This window comes from Pseudomonas sp. RHF3.3-3, assembly GCF_048069595.1.
Lineage (GTDB): Bacteria > Pseudomonadota > Gammaproteobacteria > Pseudomonadales > Pseudomonadaceae > Aquipseudomonas > Aquipseudomonas fuscovaginae_B.
This window is the reverse complement of sequence record NZ_CP182250.1, coordinates 5,202,975-5,218,794: the sequence shown is the minus strand read 5'-3', so window position 1 is coordinate 5,218,794 and position 15,820 is coordinate 5,202,975. Positions and strand designations below refer to the sequence as shown.

Genomic DNA, 15,820 nt, shown 5'->3' with positions numbered 1-15,820 from the left:
TCTAGTGGGTGCAGTGAACGATGAGGAATGAGATGGGCGAACAAGCATGGCCGGGGCACCAGGGCTGGCTGCATGATCGGGCGGCCGCTGGCGAATCGGCGCCGACCCTGATCCTGGCCCATGGGGCCGGGGCACCGATGGACAGCGATTTCATGAGCCTGATGGCCGCGCGCCTGGCTGCGCAGGGTGTCAATGTCCTGCGTTTCGAGTTTCCCTACATGGCGCAACGGCGCCTGGATGGCGGCAAGCGCCCGCCCAATCCCCAGGCCAGGCTGCTGGAGTGCTGGCGCGAGGTCTTCGAAACGGTGCGCCAGCAGGTCCGCGGGCCGCTGTTCATCGGCGGCAAATCCATGGGCGGACGCATGGCCAGCCTGCTGGCTGACGAGCTTGGCGTACAGGGATTGGTCTGCCTCGGCTATCCGTTCTACGCCGCCGGCAAACCGGATAAGCCGCGGGTGGCGCACCTGGCCGACATCGCCACGCCGACCCTGATCGTCCAGGGCGAGCGTGATGCCCTGGGCAACCGTCAGGCGGTGGCGGACTATGTGCTGTCGCCGCGTATCGAGCTGTGCTGGCTGACTGCCGCCGACCACGACCTCAAGCCGCTCAAGGCCAGCGGCTTCAGCCATGCGCAGCATTTGGACAGTGCCGCGCAGCAGGTGCGCGCATTCATTCTGCGCCAGAGCGCATAGGGCCGGCAGGCCCGCGAGGGACTGCCGGCGGCACGGCGGTCAGGCTTCGAGGTCGACCACGACCCGCGTGGCGGGCGAGTGCTTTGACCAGTTGCCGACCACGTCATGGATCTCGTAGCGCACCGGCAGGCTGGGCGAACTGCCGACGGCTTCGACGATCTCAGTCGGGACAGCGATGAGCAGGTTGCGGTTCAAGTGCTCCTCGCCCAGGGGCGGGTAATCGATCTTCCGCTCATCCCAGGCCACGCTGACCTGATCGCCCACGCTCATGTTCAGGTAGGGCGCCACGATCACGCTCACACCGTGGGGCGCGGTGATCACGCCGGCCGGCTGTACCTGCGGCGCTTGCAGGGCCTCGTTCTCGTAGGGGGTGGCCGGGTCGATGTCGACGCCGCCGGGGATCTCCAGTTTGACCCGGATGAGGGTGATGTCGGAGTCTTGCCAGGTTCCGCCCGGAAACGGTGTGAAGCGAAACCAGACGGGCACGGGCTCCCTGCCGGACCGGATATCCCGGATGTCCACCGCCAGGGTGACGAAGTCGCTGATCGGCGGCTCGTCCATGGGGTGTTCGTAGGTGCTGACGGGACGGGCGGCATCTTTCCAGTACAGGTCGATGCGATCCCCGGGCTCGAGGTCCAGGGGGCCAGCCAGCACTGGCAGCGGTTTCGCCGGATCCTGTGTGTCGACTGTACCGACGCCACCTGGATTGGCACTGAGTACGACCGGTTGATCGAGTTTTTTCAGATTTTGCGGATTGATGTTCACGGACATGATCGTGTCTCCGTAAGTGATGGAATAGGGAGTCAGGGGCTCAGGCACCTGTCGGACAGGCACCGCTCACGCGCATGTCCACGTAGGCACTCTGGCGTTGCGAATGGCCGGTTCCGGTGATGCTGTCGACGCTGAAGGTGGCCTCGGCGTGGCCGTAGCAATGGTTGTCCAGCACTGCCCTGGGCACGCGCAGGTCATAGCCGTTGCGGACCTGCTCCTCGGTCAGCGGGTTGGAGGTGTGCGGCCACCGGATCTTCCTGTTGCCGCCCGCCAGACGGTCGAAACCTTCGTAGAGGAAGTGGATGACATCGCCCTGCCTGATATTGAGATAGGGGGCGATATGCACCGGTGCGCCGTCACGGCCGTTCACCGTATTGATGGCGCCGTGTTCGTTCAGGTCGGTGAACTCCGGCGCGTCGGGCCCCGGCCGGCCACCGGGCAGTTCATCCCAGTTGCGCACGATGATGCCTTGCTCGGCGGATCTGGAGGTGTTCGGATTGCCGGCCTGGACGATGCCGTAGTGGACACGGATATCGGTGCCGGTGCCCAGTGACCGGAAACGTTCGCCGGGCACCGTCAGGTTCAGGTCACGGCCGGCGCTGACATCGCTGGCGGTGATGCGATAGGCAGGCTCGAACATCGCCTGTCCGCGCCAGTACAGCTGCAGTTCCTGTCCTTCGATGAAACCGGTGTTCCAGGTAATGACGGCCTTGGCATCGCGCTCGAAATCGTCCGGGGAAATGAGGTTGTCCTCCCCATCGGGCGAGGCACCACGGATCAGCGGCTTGCGCAGCTCACCGGGCACCGGCAGTCGGGCCTTGACCACGATATCCTTTGGCCGCGAGTAGCCCATCACATGTCCCTCGCGACTGAGCTCATACTCCAGGCGGATATCCCCATCGCCGGCTTGCTCGATGCTTTCGAAAGGCACGTCGATGTGCAGGATGATCGGTTGCCCAAAGGCATCGAGGGGGAAGGGGCCCAGCTCCACGCTGCCCCAGTGCAGGAGAATCCGGTCATCGGCCTGGACCGGCTCCGAGGTAGGAATCGTCACTTCGACACCGGCTTGCGCCTGTTCGTGGTCGATAGGCTCGACGTAGCCGTCGATGATCGGTGCCGGCAGGTCGGTGACCGGCTCGTTGAGCAGCAAGCGGACGTTGACCGCGACCGAGTCCCTGGAGAGGTTTCCGGCCCGGTCGGTGACGCTGTAGTGCACCGGTCCGTTGAAGTCTCCCAGGGATTCGAGAAAGGTGCGGGGAAACTCGACGATCACCTGCCGAGGTTCCATGTCATCGTCCTCGACCAGGGCGTCGGGACCCTCGGTGGCTCCCCAGAAGGTTCTAACCCGGTCGCCGATGGCGAAGCCGGTGTAGCCGTGGACGATGCCCGGTAGTACATCATCCATGTCGGTCAGCTCTTCGGAGGTGAGGCCATCGCGGACCTCGGGCGGGAACTCCAGGGGGGCGAGGGAGGGGAGGCCGGGGGCGGTGGTGTCGATTTCAATCGAGGTAGGAAAAGATGAGGTCGTACTATTGTTGTCGGTATTACGTACCAGATAGGTAAGTTGATATTTTCCTTCTTCCAGTGCGTCGACTGGAAGATAGAGCGTGAGTATCTTTCCGGGGACGTCATCTTCCTTGATCGGAGTTGGTTTGCCTATGGGAGTATTGTTCCAGTATAGCTGATAGTCCTCTTTCGTATCGGCGTTATCCCATACCGGGAAGTTTACAGGAACAGGTGCGTTCAGGACGTCTATGGGCAAGAGGCCTTCACCGTCGTCAAGTGCGGATTCGACCCTGGGTTTTTCCAAGGCTGGTTCAATGGTTTTCTGATTGGATGGATTATTCATATCATTTTATCCTGAGTGGTTTTTAATCAAGTACTGCGTGGTGCAGGCACGGGCAGGTTACAAAACCTGCCGCGTACTCTTGATGGTTCTTTATTTAAGAAAACGGCTGTTCTAGATAACTTGCTGCCTGGCCGTTATCGACAGCCGAGACCTGGGCGGCTCATGTCTACTCGCACGTCGGCAACCGCGGAAGTTGCAGGTCCCTGATTGTGCTCCGGCTTGGGCTCGACACGGAAAATGGCTTCTGCCCGACCTACGCAAAGAGCGCGCAATATTGTGTCTGGTATCTGGAAGCTATAACCGTTGACGATGTCCCATTGGTCCAGTTCGCGTTGAGCGGTATGGTGAGCTTCCGGAATCGGGTTATTGCTCTTGTCATAACCGTCAAAGGTCATGTGGATCGTGTGCCCCTGCTTGATGTTGTCATAAGGGTCGACGTGCAATGGCGTACCATCCGGGTTCTCGATAGGGCCCACGACACCGCCAGGGGTTGTCCGGGTGAAGCGAGGAGGCGGCAGCCCGAGTTCTCCGCCGGGTTGTTCGAGTTTTGAACGCACTGCCACGTTTTGCGTGGGCGCCCCGGCGGGGTTCGGATTGCCAGTGCGGGTCACGGTGTAGCTGACGGGAATGGCGGGGCCGGTGCCCTGATCCTTGAGTATCTGGTTGAGAACCGGGATAGTGAAGTCCACTCCAGCGTCGAAGTCGGACTGCTTGATTTCATACCAGCGCAGAACCTCCTGCTCTCCCCATTTCAGGTTGAGGTAGTCCCCGGCACGTAAACCCGTTACCCAGCGGAAGATGGCTCGCGCATCGAGTTCGTAATCATCCGGGTCGATCAGGTTGTCCTCGACATCAGGGTTGCCGCTGGTGCCCTGGATGGTCAGTGGCCGAAGGTTTTCCTCTGGCACAGGCAAGGTCAGGAATACCTCCACCTGCTTGGTGAGAGAGGTTCCCACCAGTTCGTTCTCGCGACGGACCTCGTACATGACGTTGACCTGTCCTTCCGGAATCAGGTTGATCACATCGAACTGCAGAACGGGCTCCAGAACCGGATCATTGTTTTCGTCGCCCTGGCGCAGTTCCAGTTCCGGCAACGGGTTGCCATCGCCCCAGAACAGCCTGATCCGGTCACCCGGAGCAGCCCCGTCGTAGTGTGGAATGCCTACGGTTACGCCAGTCTTGGCGTCCTGGTAATCAATCAGACCGTCGTCGGCCTGTGCCACAATCGGAGCTGGCAGGTCGTCCGGGATGTCGGCCAGCAGGAGCCTGATATAGGAGGGTTCGGAACGAGGGGAGATATTCAGCGCGCGGTCGGTCACGAAGTAGGTTACTTCGGCTTCGTTGCTGCCAATCTGGGCTTCGACCTGTTCGAGAAAGGCACGGGTGAAGGACAGGGTGACCCGTTCATCTTCCACATCGGCCCAGCGCACCAGGACACTGGGGCCCTCGATATTGCCCCACCAGGTCTGGATGGTATCGCCGTCGGCCATGGTGCTGTAGCTGGTGACCAGAACGTCCAGCTTGTTGCCCAGTGCGGTCAGCTCTGCGGAGGTCAGCCCACCTTCCACTTCCCGCGGAAAGATCATCGGGCCGTGGAAAGGCAAGCCAGGTGCGGTCTGGTCGATCTCCAGCAGGTATTCAAAAGAGGGCTCGGCTAGACCGTTATCGTTGTTCTTGAATTCATATGCCAACCTGTATTTTTTGTCAGTCGGGTTGAACGGATCTCTTTTTTCTACCAGGTATTCCTGTGGGACTTGCAACTTCAAACGTCTTGTTGGGTTATTAAGGTCATCTTGCGTTACATCTTCCCATTCATCGGTAAGTTCTTTGCCATCCCACAGCAATCTGTAGGAATAGTGTAGTCCTGCATCGTCTGGAAGCGGGAAAGTGACATCCAGCGGAGAGTTCAAGGCAGTGATTGGTAACAGGCCATCCGTAAATGCCAGCGGTACGTCTGGTTGCGGATATCGTTCGAGTTCGCTTCTGGTATAGCCATCGAGGTTCAGGCTGATATGGGTCTTTGTATTGCACATTTTATGTTTCCTTATTAAATGGAAAAGATTTTAATTTTTTGAGCGAAGTCGTGCCGCCCGCCGTAGGTGAGGTTTTTAGGCTTTCCGCAGGTGAGCAGACTTCTCGATGGAGTAAGTAAGGGGGCTCTATGTGGTTTTGAAGTAATCGACTTTTTTGAGGGGTGTCAATGATTTTTTTGCAGAGGGGTGGGTGTTTTTATATGAGGATTTTCTGTAGGAACTTGCTTATGTGTTTTCGGGAATTTGCTTGTGAAGTGTGGGGAGAGGTTTCGTGTTAACGCTGTTTTTCCCTGAGCAGAATGCTTCTCTCCAAACTCATGCGAGGGAAGTATATGTTGTATCGGAGAAAAATGAGCACGGGCTTTATTCATAAAACCGGATTGAGGGTCATAGGGTTGTCCTGTGGTGCAAGCCTGAGCTTTCAGGTTCACGCGACCCAAATCGACAATAGCAATGGAACAGACGGTACGGTAAGCAATCGCATTGAAACCCTGAATGCCTCCAGCCCGGTTGAGTCCTGGCAGGTAATCAACCGTGGCGTGTTGCAGATATTCGATGGCGCGGTTACCAACTCGGTCAGCGTCACGGGAAATAGCAGCGGGTTCTCCGATGTCCAGATCAATAATGGGACGGTGAATGGAGCATTATCGTTGTCCCATGGCCGGGCGACGATCGTCAATGGGACGATCAACAATGCCAATGGCAGGGCATTGCAGGTCGGTACCATCATGAATGGTGGATCGCCACTGAGTTCCAGGGCGAGTCTGCGGGACAGCAGCGTCTCCGGCATGGGAATCGGTGCGATCGTATCTCCTCTGGGTGAACTCACGCTGGATCACTCAACGGTGACTGCCGTGGCCGGGGCAGGGAATGATGGCGAGGCTATCAGGCTGGCGGGCAGTACATTGCAGATGACCAATGGCAGCTATGGGCGAGGGGAGTCGGTTGGCCTGCACATCATAGGTGATACCAGCGGCCCTGGAGCACCGATACCGATTGATGCGACATCCCAGGTTGTCCTCGACAATTCAACGCTGGAGGGGCTGATCGGGCCGGCCATCCGGGTCGTCGATGGGGCGCAGGCAGAGATCGTTGTCCAGAACGGTTCCAGTCTGCTGGCCGGAAACGGCCTATTGCTGGATGTCAGGGAGAACAGCACCGTCGGTTTCAGTGTTGGCAATTCAGTCCTGAGCGGCGACCTGGTCGCCGATGACACCAGCACCCTGGACGTTACCCTGCAGAACAACGCCCAGCTCACCGGCAATCTGGTCAACACCAACAGCGTGGCCATCAACAGTGGCGCGAACTGGACCCTGGTCGCCGATGCCGAGGTCAAGTCGTTGTCCCTGGGCGGCGGTAGCGTGACCCTGGGTTCGGCCGACCAGTTCCGCACTCTGTCCCTGGGCGAGCTGTCGGGGACCGGCATGTTCAACATGCACGTCAACCTGCTGGACAATACCGGCGACCTGCTGAGTGTCAATGGCCAGGCCAATGGCGAGTTCCTGCTCAATATCGAGAACACCGGCCAGGAGCCGAACTCGCCGGAGATCACGCCATTGCATGTGGTGCATACCGAAGGCGGCGATGCCTGGTTCGATGTGGTCGGCGGCAGCGTCGACCTGGGCGCCTATTCCTACCTGCTGGAAAGGCAGGGCGACGACTGGTTCATCGTTGGCTCAGGCAAGACCATCAGCCCTTCGAGCCAGGCGGCTCTGGGACTGTTCAGCGTCGGACCGACGATCTGGTATGGCGAATTGGCGACCTTGCGCAGCCGCATGGGGGAAATTCGTACCAGCGGCGAGGGCGGCGGCTGGATCCGCGGTTACGGTAACCAGTACAACATCACCGCGGATGCAGGGTTCGGTTACAAGCAGCGTCAGAAGGGCTTGTCCCTCGGCTTCGACCTGCCCGTGCCGGTCAGCAACGGGCAACTGCTGGTCGGTGCCATGGTCGGTCACAGCGAGTCCGACCTCAGTCTCAGCCGGGGGACCGCCGGTTCGGTGGACAGCGGTTATATCGGGGCCTATGGCACCTGGTTGATGGACGAAGGTTATTACCTGGATGCCGTCGCCAAGTTGAACCGCTTGCGCAACAAGGCGGATGTGGCGATGACCAACGGCGTCAAGGCCAAGGGCAGCTACGACAACTTTGCCTATGGCGGCTCGCTGGAGTTCGGCAAACACATCAAGCTGCAGCAGGATGTGTTCATCGAACCCTATGCGCAACTATCGACGGTCATGGTCAAGGGAGAGCGCTATACCCTGGACAACGGCCTGAGAGCGCAGAACGATCATACCCAGTCGGCACTCGGCAAGGCGGGAGCGACGCTGGGGCGCAACCTGCAACTGGCGGATGGCGGCTTGTTGCAGCCCTATCTCAAGGCAGCCCTGGTCCATGAGTTTTCCCGTAGTGGCAATACCGTGAAAATCAACGACGTGTCGTTCGACAACAGCCTGTTCGGCAGCCGCGCCGAGCTGGGGGCGGGTGTTTCCGCCGCCTTGTCGAAGAACCTGCAGTTGCATGCTCATGTCGACTACATGAAGGGCGAGCACATCGAGCAGCCTTGGGGGGTGAGCGTCGGCGTGCGCTACGGATTCTGATTCCTGGCCTCTCCTGACCCATGAAAAAACCCTCGACGACGCCTCGTCGAGGGTTTTTTCATGGCCGACGCTCAGCGCACCTTGACCGGCGTGCGGGACGAGATATACACATCAGCCGGCAACGAGGTGGCTCGTCCCAGGCTGTTGCTCACCTCGTAATGGGCCCGGCCACGGCCGTGCTCCACGGCCATCAGGCGTGCCAGCGGCACCCGGAAGCGATAGCCGTAGCGCAGGTCGCGGCCGGTGACCACGTGTTCGCTGGTGTAGGTGGCCTTGTCGATCGGATTACCGCCCGTCAGGGCATCGAAACCGCAGAAACGCAGGAGGATACGGTCACCTTCCTTCATGTTGCGGTAGGGTGCGACGTGTACCACGGTGCCTTCCGGATCCTTGCGCGGGTCGACCACATTCAACACGCTGGCACCGCTGAACACCGGTTCCATCAGCCCCTCCTCACCGCCCGGCAACTGGATCTGGAAGATCACCGCCACCAACTGCTTGGGGGAATAGGAGGTATTCGGGTTGCCCTCGCGGGTCACGGTGTATTGCACACGGATATCCACCCCGCAGCCCTGCTCGACGATCAGGCTGTTCGGCACGTTGATCACCAGGTAGCAGCCGCTGTTGACGTCCTGCTGGGTGATGGGGCGAACCAGCGGATGTTCCGCCTTGCCCCAGAACAGGTTGATCCGGTCACCGGCCCGGAAGGCGTCGCGCCAGGCGATGACGACGTCGGCGGCCAAGTGTGCACTGTCTTCGTCCAGGTAGTTGTCCAGGGTCTGGGCGTCCGGATTCTTGCTCTTGACCACCGGTGCGGCCAGTGCCTCGTTGACCAGGGTCTTGGGCGTCGGGTCCTGGGGGCCGGGCAGTTGCAAAAAAACCTTGAGCTCCAGGTCCGGGGAGACGAAGGTCTCGCCATTGCGGCAGACCTGGTAGGTCACCCTGGCCGGACCATCGCCGTGGCGGGAAATGGACAGGTAGGTGACCATGACGTTGAGCAGCAACGGCTTGCCCAGCTCATGGACGCTGATTATCCGCTTGCCGCCGACCGGTTCGCCATTCCACAGCACGCGGATTTCGTCGCCGATGGCGACATGGTCATAGGTCGGCACGCCGATCTTCACCCCCAGGCGCGCATGCAGGTCGTGAATCTGGCCGTCCTCGATCTTCAGCGGTATGGGGGCCGCCAGGTTGGCCGGCAACTCTTGCAGTTGCAGCTTGAGCAGCGCCGATTGCGAACGTACCGAAACGTTCCCGGCCCGGTCGCGAACGCTGTAGCTGATGGCGAACTCGCCGTTGCCCAGTTGCTCGAGGAAGTTTCGCTCGACGGTGAGTTGAACTTTTCCGCTACCGAGTTCCTCGGGCTGGACCGTGTGGCTGGGACCGGCATGTTCGCCCCAATAGCTGTGTATGACATCTCCCCATTTCATATCGAAGTAGCCCGGGACAGTGGCGGTGAGTTGGTCGCCAAGTTCGATCAGTTCGCTGTTGGTCAAGCCATCGAGAGCGATACTGGGTAGGATGACTGATGCAAGAAGTTCACCTCCGGGCGGTGTGCGGTCTATAAGGATCGGAGTGATATGAGAGTCACTTGATAGCTCGCTATAAATATCATACGCCCTATACTGAAGCTCGTTTCTACCCTCTTCGGACAGGTATTCACTTGGTAATGCCAAGGTGAGTTTGTCGCCTGTCTGGTAACCGGGCAGAGGGGTAGGGGTTCCAACCAGCACCCCGTTCCAGATCAATTGGCAGGTTTCGTCGGCACTGACATCGTTCCAGAGAGTCACCGTGACCGCCAGCGGTTTGTCCAGGTCCGTTGCCTGCAAGAGTCCGTCTTCGGGGGCCGCGGCTCCCACGTATGGAGCTTGCAGAAAAATGGGTGAGCTTTGAGTCTCCAAGTCCTTCATTAGGATATTCCTTTTATCTGATTGAGTGTTGTCAGGCATTTCCCACGATCAGACGCGTTACAGATTGTTTTGAGAGTTCTGCGCCGATACGTGTGCTTTTGGCAAATAATGCATTCAGGTCTGAAACGCTATCAGTTGGTTATGCGATATAGTGCCAGGTACTCAACGAATATTAAGTCTTGGGTGTTGTCAAGGGTTTTGAATTTTTTGTTTGATATGTAGTTTTTCTGTAAGTGCCAAGTTTGTTTCTTTGAGGAAATTTCTTACTTATAAAAGAGAACTATTTAATGTTATTGCGGGCAATAAAAAACCCGATGCCTTTCGGTCATCGGGTCTTCTCTATTTTACTTGAAACTATCGGTTGAAACGCTCCACCAGCGAATATTGCGTATGGGCCGTGTGGGTCAGTTCCTCGCTCAGTTGCGCCGAGTTGTGCGCCTGCTCCGAAGTCTGGTCCGCCAGTTGCGCGATGGTGCTGATGTTGCGGCTGATCTCCTCGGCCACCGAGCTCTGCTCCTCGGTCGCGGCGGCGATCTGGGTGGTCATGTCGGTGATATTGGCCACCGCTTCGCTGATCCCCACCAGTGCCTCGTCAGCTTCCAGTACCCGTGCCACGCCTTCCTGGGCCTGGCGATGGCCGGCGTCCATGGTCTGCACGGCGGTGTTGGCGGTCTGTTGCAGCTTGGCGATCAGGGCGTGGATCTGCCCGGTGGATTCGCTGGTGCGTTGCGCCAGTTGGCGCACCTCGTCGGCCACCACCGCGAAACCGCGGCCCATCTCGCCGGCACGGGCCGCTTCGATGGCAGCGTTCAGTGCCAGCAGGTTGGTCTGGTCGGCGATGCCCTTGATCACGTCGACCACGCCGCCGATTTCATCGCTGTCCTTGGCCAGTTGGGTCACGGTACCGCCGGTTTCACCGACCACCACCGACAACCGCTCGATGGCTTCGCGGGTTTCTCCGGCGATATCGCGGCCGCGACTGGTCAGGCGGTTGGCTTCCTGGGTGGCGTCGGCCGTGCGCTGGACGTGGCTGGCGACTTCCTGGGTAGTGGCCGCCATCTGGTTGACGGCGGTCGCCACCTGCTCGGTTTCCTGGCGCTGGCGATCGAGGCCGCTGGAGCTCTTCTGGGCCAGGTCGTCGGACTGCCTGGCCTGGGCGTTGAGGTGCTCGGCGGTGTCCTGCAGGCGGGTCAGGCAGGTTTTCAGACGCGCTTCCTGGCTGAGGATCGACATTTCCAGGCGAGCCTGGGCGCCGCGGCTGTCGGTGTACATCTGGGCGATCAGCGGGTCCGAGGTGGTCTGCTCGGCCAGGCGCAGCAGGCGCTTGAGGCCGCGTTGCTGCCAGCTCAGGCCCAGCAGGCCGAGCGGTACCGAGAGCGCGGCGGCAAGAGCGAAGCCCCAGTGGGAGTTGAGCCACACGCCGATCAGGAAGCTGACCTGGCTGACCAGGATGAAGGGCAGCCAGTCCTGGACGATCGGCAGCCACTTGTCCCGGCGTGGAATCGCCGACTTGCCCTGGTTGATGCGCAGGTACAGCGCTTCGGCCCGGCGGACCTGTTCGGCGGTGGGCTTGACCCGCACCGATTCGTAGCCAACCACCTGGTTGCCTTCGAAGACGGGGGTCACATAGGCGTTGACCCAGTAATGGTCACCGCTCTTGCAGCGATTCTTGACAATGCCCATCCATGGCAGGCCTTGTTTCAGAGTGTTCCACATGTGCTCGAACACCGCCGTCGGAACATCCGGGTGCCGCACCAGGTTGTGCGGGGCGCCGATCAGTTCGTCACGGGAGAACCCACTGATTTCGACGAACGCGTCGTTGCAGTAGGTGATCACGCCTTTGGCATTGGTAGTGGAAATCAACCGTTGCTGAGCGGGAAAGGTGCGTTCACGTTGGGTAATGGGTTGGTTATTCCGCATGGTTTTTCAATCCGCAAGGCTTTGACAGGTTGTCGGCATGACAGGGGAAATATTAAATATATTTTTCAACTTTCATGACCGTTTCACAATTTGGCTCTTGCGTACTCGCACTCGTCCTTGAATACGAGTCGAACACGCTGGAAATTAACGAGTTCAGCCGTTCATCCGGCTTTTCATAGAACGAAAGTACCAGTTGGTACTTTCGTTCTTGTTATCACGGTTGCAACATCGGATAAGTAAAGAATACGAAGTGCACGCTATTAAGCGCGACATGGGCCAGGACGGCTGCGGCCAGGCCCCCATAGCGATAGGCCAGACCATAGCCGATGCCAGCCAGTGTCGCCAGCAGCACCCATTGCCAGCCCGCACCGGCGTGCGCCAGCCCGAAAATCAGCGCAGCCCCCAGTAAGGCCAGGGTTTCGCCCCGTGGAAAGGATTTGAAACAGCGGCTCAGCCCGCCCTGAATATAGCCACGAAACAGGATTTCCTCGACCAGGCTCACCAGCAGCAGGTTGTTCAGCAGCCACCAGCCACCTTGCTCGGGCCATTTCGGCGCCCAGTTGACGATGCCCAACAGGCAGGCGCACCCCAGGGCGAGCAGCGAGGTCATGGCCCAGGCGCTGGTCGCACTGAGCAGCACGCGTCCCGGCGTACGGCGATTGACCAGCCAGGGACAGACCAGCAGCCAGAAGCCGATCAGCGGTTTATCCAGATTGAGGTAGAGGGTGAACGGCACGGCCTCCGGGGTCAGGCGCAGGGCGTTGATCACCCGGCCGTTCTGGAAGCCCGGCAGCCAGTGCAGGGCCAGCGCGACGGCCAGCAGCACGAACAGGCCATGTCCCAGATAACCGGCCACGCGGCTGCGGGTCTGCAGGACGGCCGCGCCGCTGATGAGCAGCAGGGCGAAGGTGAACAGGCTGGGCAGGCCCAACTGGCCGACGCTCAAGGCCAGTGCATAACCCAGGGAAAGCAGGGCCAGATAAGGCCAGGGCAGGACGGACATGCAACTCCTTGTATGTCAGGCGGGCAGGGCGGGTCATGATAACCCGTGCCCCGCCCCTCCTGACCAATGAAAAAACACTGGCCAGGCCAGTGTTTTTCCAAGTGTTGCCTTCGCAGTCCTCAGGCGGCGATCAACTGCCGCAGAACGTAATGCAGGATGCCTCCCGACTTGAAGTATTCGACTTCATTGAGCGTGTCGATGCGGCACAGCACTTCGATCTCGCGCGACCGGCCATCTTCACCCTTGATGACCAGCCTGAGGTTCATGCGCGGTTGCAACGGGGCGCCGCCCAGGCCTTCGATACTCAGGGTTTCCTTGCCGGTCAGTTGCAAGGTCTTGCGGTTTTGCCCGGCCGGAAACTGCAGCGGCAGCACACCCATGCCCACCAGGTTGGAACGGTGGATGCGTTCGAAGCTCTCGGCGATCACTGCCTTGACCCCCAGCAGGTTGGTGCCCTTGGCCGCCCAGTCGCGGCTGGAGCCGGTGCCGTATTCCTGGCCGGCGATCACCACCAGCGGCGTACCCTCGGCCTGGTAGCGCATGGCGGCATCGTAGATCGCCAGCTTTTCCCCCGAAGGGATATGCAAGGTATTGCCGCCTTCCTCGCCGCCCAGCATCTCGTTGCGAATACGGATGTTGGCGAAGGTGCCACGCATCATCACCTCATGGTTGCCGCGCCGTGAGCCGTAGGAGTTGAAGTCCCGCGGCTCCACGCCCTGATCGCGCAGGTAGCGTCCGGCCGGGCTGTCGACCTTGATGTTGCCGGCGGGGGAGATGTGGTCGGTGGTCACCGAATCCCCCAGCAATGCCAGCACCCGGGCGTCCCGGATGTCCTCGATCAGCGGCAGCGGGCCGTCGATGCCGTCGAAGAACGGCGGGTGCTGGATATAGGTCGAATCGGCCTGCCAGGCATAGGTGGCGGCCTGCGGCACCTCGATGGCCTGCCACTGGGCGTCACCGGCGAACACTTCGGCGTATTCCTTGTGAAACATGTCGGTGTCGACCCGGGCCACGGCATCGGCGATTTCCTTCTGGCTCGGCCAGATATCGCGCAGGTACACCGGCTGGCCATCGCTGCCGGTGCCCAGCGGCTCACGGCTGAGATCGATGCGCACGCTGCCGGCCAGGGCGTAGGCCACCACCAGCGGTGGCGAGGCCAGCCAGTTGGTCTTGACCAGCGGATGCACCCGGCCCTCGAAGTTGCGGTTGCCCGAGAGCACCGAGGCGACGGTCAGGTCCGATTGCTGGATGGCCTTCTCGATCGGGTCCGGCAGCGGCCCGGAGTTGCCGATGCAGGTGGTGCAGCCGTAGCCGACCAGCGCGAAGCCCAGCTCATCGAGGTAGCGGCTCAGGCCGGCGGCCTGGTAGTAGTCGGTCACCACCTTGGAGCCGGGCGCCAGGGAACTCTTGACCCAGGGTTGGCGCTTGAGGCCCTTTTCCACGGCTTTTTTCGCCAGCAACCCGGCGGCCATCATCACGCTGGGGTTGGAGGTGTTGGTACAGGAGGTGATGGCGGCGATCACCACGGCACCGTCCTTGAGGCGATGGGTCCGGCCTTCGTAGCTGTAGTCCACGCCGCCGACCAGGTCGGCATTGCCGACCGCCACGCCACCGCCGCCCTCGCTTTCCAGGCGGCCCTCCTCCTTGCTGGCCGGCTTGAGCTGCAGGCCGATGAAGTCGCTGAAGGCCTGTGCCACCTTGGGCAGCGGTACCCGGTCCTGCGGGCGCTTGGGCCCGGCCAGGCTGGCTTCGACGCTGCCCATGTCCAGTTCCAGGCTGTCGCTGAACTGCGGTTCCTGACCCGGCAGGCGCCACAGCCCCTGGGCCTTGCTGTAGGCCTCCACCAGATCGACGGTGGCGGCGGGGCGGCCGGACAGGCGCAGGTACTCCAGGGTGACCTCGTCGACCGGGAAGAAACCGCAGGTGGCCCCGTATTCCGGGGCCATGTTGGCGATGGTCGCCCGGTCCGCCAGAGGCAGTTCGGTCAGGCCGTCGCCGTAGAATTCGACGAACTTGCCGACCACGCCCTTCTTGCGCAGCATCTGGGTGACGGTCAATACCAGGTCGGTGGCGGTGATACCTTCCTTGAGCTTGCCGGTCAGCTTGAAGCCGATCACCTCGGGAATCAGCATCGACACCGGCTGGCCGAGCATCGCCGCCTCCGCCTCGATGCCACCCACGCCCCAGCCGAGTACACCGAGGCCGTTGATCATGGTGGTGTGGGAGTCGGTGCCGACCAGGGTGTCGGGGAAGGCATAGGTGCGGCCGTCCTCGTCACGGGTCCAGACCGTGCGGCCGAGGTATTCGAGGTTCACCTGGTGGCAGATCCCGGTGCCCGGCGGCACCACGCTGAAATTGTCGAAGGCGTTCTGGCCCCAGCGCAGGAAGGCGTAACGCTCGCCGTTGCGCTGCATCTCGATATCGACGTTCTCGCCGAAGGCCGCGGGGCTGGCGAACCGGTCGACCATCACCGAGTGGTCGATCACCAGGTCGACCGGCGACAGCGGGTTGATCCGCTGCGGATCGCCGCCGGCCTTGGCCACGGCGGCGCGCATGGCGGCCAGGTCGACCACTGCTGGCACGCCGGTGAAGTCCTGCATCAGCACCCGGGCCGGGCGGTACTGGATTTCCCGATCGGAACCGCGCGTCTGCAGCCAGGCGGCGAGGGCCTTGATGTCTGTGTCGGTGACGGTCTTGCCGTCCTCCCAGCGCAGCAGGTTTTCCAGCAGGACCTTGAGCGACATCGGCAGCCTGTCCAGGTCGCCCAGTGCGCGGGCGGCCTCCGGCAGGCTGAAATAGTGGTAGGTCTTGGCGCCCACCTGCAGGGTTCTAAGGGTTTTCAGGCTATCGAGAGATGACATGAATGACTCCTTGAGGCCCGCACGGCACGGGCCGGGTGGTACAAGCAGAGCCTTGAATCTAGCCCTGTTCGAGTGATCTGGCTAATCACTGGACTGTCGGGGGGAGTCCAAGGTTCCGAACTCGGCTATCATGCGCGGGTTTGCAGGCGCCGTCGTGCGGCATCCGGGCCTGCCGATCGCC

General features: G+C 60.9%; 9 protein-coding genes. 2 read left to right on the top strand and 7 right to left on the bottom strand.

From position 1 onward, the window contains the following. Positions 1–32: 32 nt before the first annotated feature. Positions 33–692 (top strand): alpha/beta fold hydrolase, encoded by a 660-nt coding sequence (locus ACMGT0_RS22645; RefSeq protein ID WP_416769872.1) that lies wholly within the window; start codon positions 33–35, stop codon positions 690–692. Between the two features lie 39 nt (positions 693–731). On the opposite strand, the gene ACMGT0_RS22640 is transcribed toward ACMGT0_RS22645, so the two are convergent. The 3 genes from ACMGT0_RS22640 to ACMGT0_RS22630 all read right to left on the bottom strand — a co-directional run bounded on the left by ACMGT0_RS22640 (position 732) and on the right by ACMGT0_RS22630 (position 5,345). After that, a complete protein-coding gene (locus tag ACMGT0_RS22640; RefSeq protein WP_416769870.1) occupies positions 732–1,463 on the bottom strand; it encodes a hypothetical protein in 732 nt (243 codons plus the stop codon). A gap of 40 nt (positions 1,464–1,503) precedes the next feature. Beyond that, positions 1,504–2,868, bottom strand: a complete 1,365-nt coding sequence (locus tag ACMGT0_RS22635) for an addiction module component (RefSeq protein ID WP_416769868.1) — start codon at positions 2,866–2,868, stop codon at positions 1,504–1,506. Between the two features lie 578 nt (positions 2,869–3,446). After that, positions 3,447–5,345, bottom strand: coding sequence for a hypothetical protein (locus tag ACMGT0_RS22630; protein WP_054062885.1), 1,899 nt, complete (start codon positions 5,343–5,345; stop codon positions 3,447–3,449). 650 nt (positions 5,346–5,995) lie between these two features. On the opposite strand from ACMGT0_RS22630, the gene ACMGT0_RS22625 reads away from it, so the two are divergent. Continuing rightward, positions 5,996–7,945 carry an autotransporter outer membrane beta-barrel domain-containing protein gene (locus ACMGT0_RS22625; RefSeq protein ID WP_416769867.1) on the top strand — a complete coding sequence of 650 codons (1,950 nt, stop codon included), beginning with the start codon at positions 5,996–5,998 and terminating at the stop codon, positions 7,943–7,945. Positions 7,946–8,016: 71 nt separating this feature from the next. Here the strand turns inward: ACMGT0_RS22625 and ACMGT0_RS22620 are convergent, their stop codons facing one another. The 4 genes from ACMGT0_RS22620 to acnA form a co-directional block, all read right to left on the bottom strand. Then, a complete protein-coding gene (locus ACMGT0_RS22620) occupies positions 8,017–9,375 on the bottom strand; it encodes a hypothetical protein (RefSeq protein ID WP_416769866.1) in 1,359 nt (452 codons plus the stop codon). A gap of 834 nt (positions 9,376–10,209) precedes the next feature. Beyond that, entirely contained in the window at positions 10,210–11,775 is a 1,566-nt protein-coding gene (locus tag ACMGT0_RS22615) for a methyl-accepting chemotaxis protein (protein WP_054060390.1), read from the bottom strand. A gap of 214 nt (positions 11,776–11,989) precedes the next feature. Continuing rightward, positions 11,990–12,778, bottom strand: coding sequence for a CPBP family intramembrane glutamic endopeptidase (locus ACMGT0_RS22610; protein ID WP_416769865.1), 789 nt, complete (start codon positions 12,776–12,778; stop codon positions 11,990–11,992). A 119-nt stretch (positions 12,779–12,897) separates the two neighbouring features. Beyond that, positions 12,898–15,639, bottom strand: coding sequence for an aconitate hydratase AcnA (acnA, locus tag ACMGT0_RS22605; RefSeq protein ID WP_416769864.1), 2,742 nt, complete (start codon positions 15,637–15,639; stop codon positions 12,898–12,900). Positions 15,640–15,820: the final 181 nt, after the last annotated feature.

Bases quoted from the DNA above. Each gene is read 5' to 3' on its own strand.
- ACMGT0_RS22640 (WP_416769870.1), bottom strand. From the start codon at position 1,463: ATGTCCGTGAACATCAATCCGCAAAATCTGAAAAAACTCGATCAACCG.
- ACMGT0_RS22635 (WP_416769868.1), bottom strand. From the start codon at position 2,868: ATGGATGATGTACTACCGGGCATCGTCCACGGCTACACCGGCTTCGCC.
- acnA (WP_416769864.1), bottom strand. From the start codon at position 15,639: ATGTCATCTCTCGATAGCCTGAAAACCCTTAGAACCCTGCAGGTGGGC.
- ACMGT0_RS22615 (WP_054060390.1), bottom strand. From the start codon at position 11,775: ATGCGGAATAACCAACCCATTACCCAACGTGAACGCACCTTTCCCGCT.
- ACMGT0_RS22610 (WP_416769865.1), bottom strand. From the start codon at position 12,778: ATGTCCGTCCTGCCCTGGCCTTATCTGGCCCTGCTTTCCCTGGGTTAT.
- ACMGT0_RS22645 (WP_416769872.1), top strand. From the start codon at position 33: ATGGGCGAACAAGCATGGCCGGGGCACCAGGGCTGGCTGCATGATCGG.
- ACMGT0_RS22630 (WP_054062885.1), bottom strand. From the start codon at position 5,345: ATGTGCAATACAAAGACCCATATCAGCCTGAACCTCGATGGCTATACC.
- ACMGT0_RS22620 (WP_416769866.1), bottom strand. From the start codon at position 9,375: ATGAAATGGGGAGATGTCATACACAGCTATTGGGGCGAACATGCCGGT.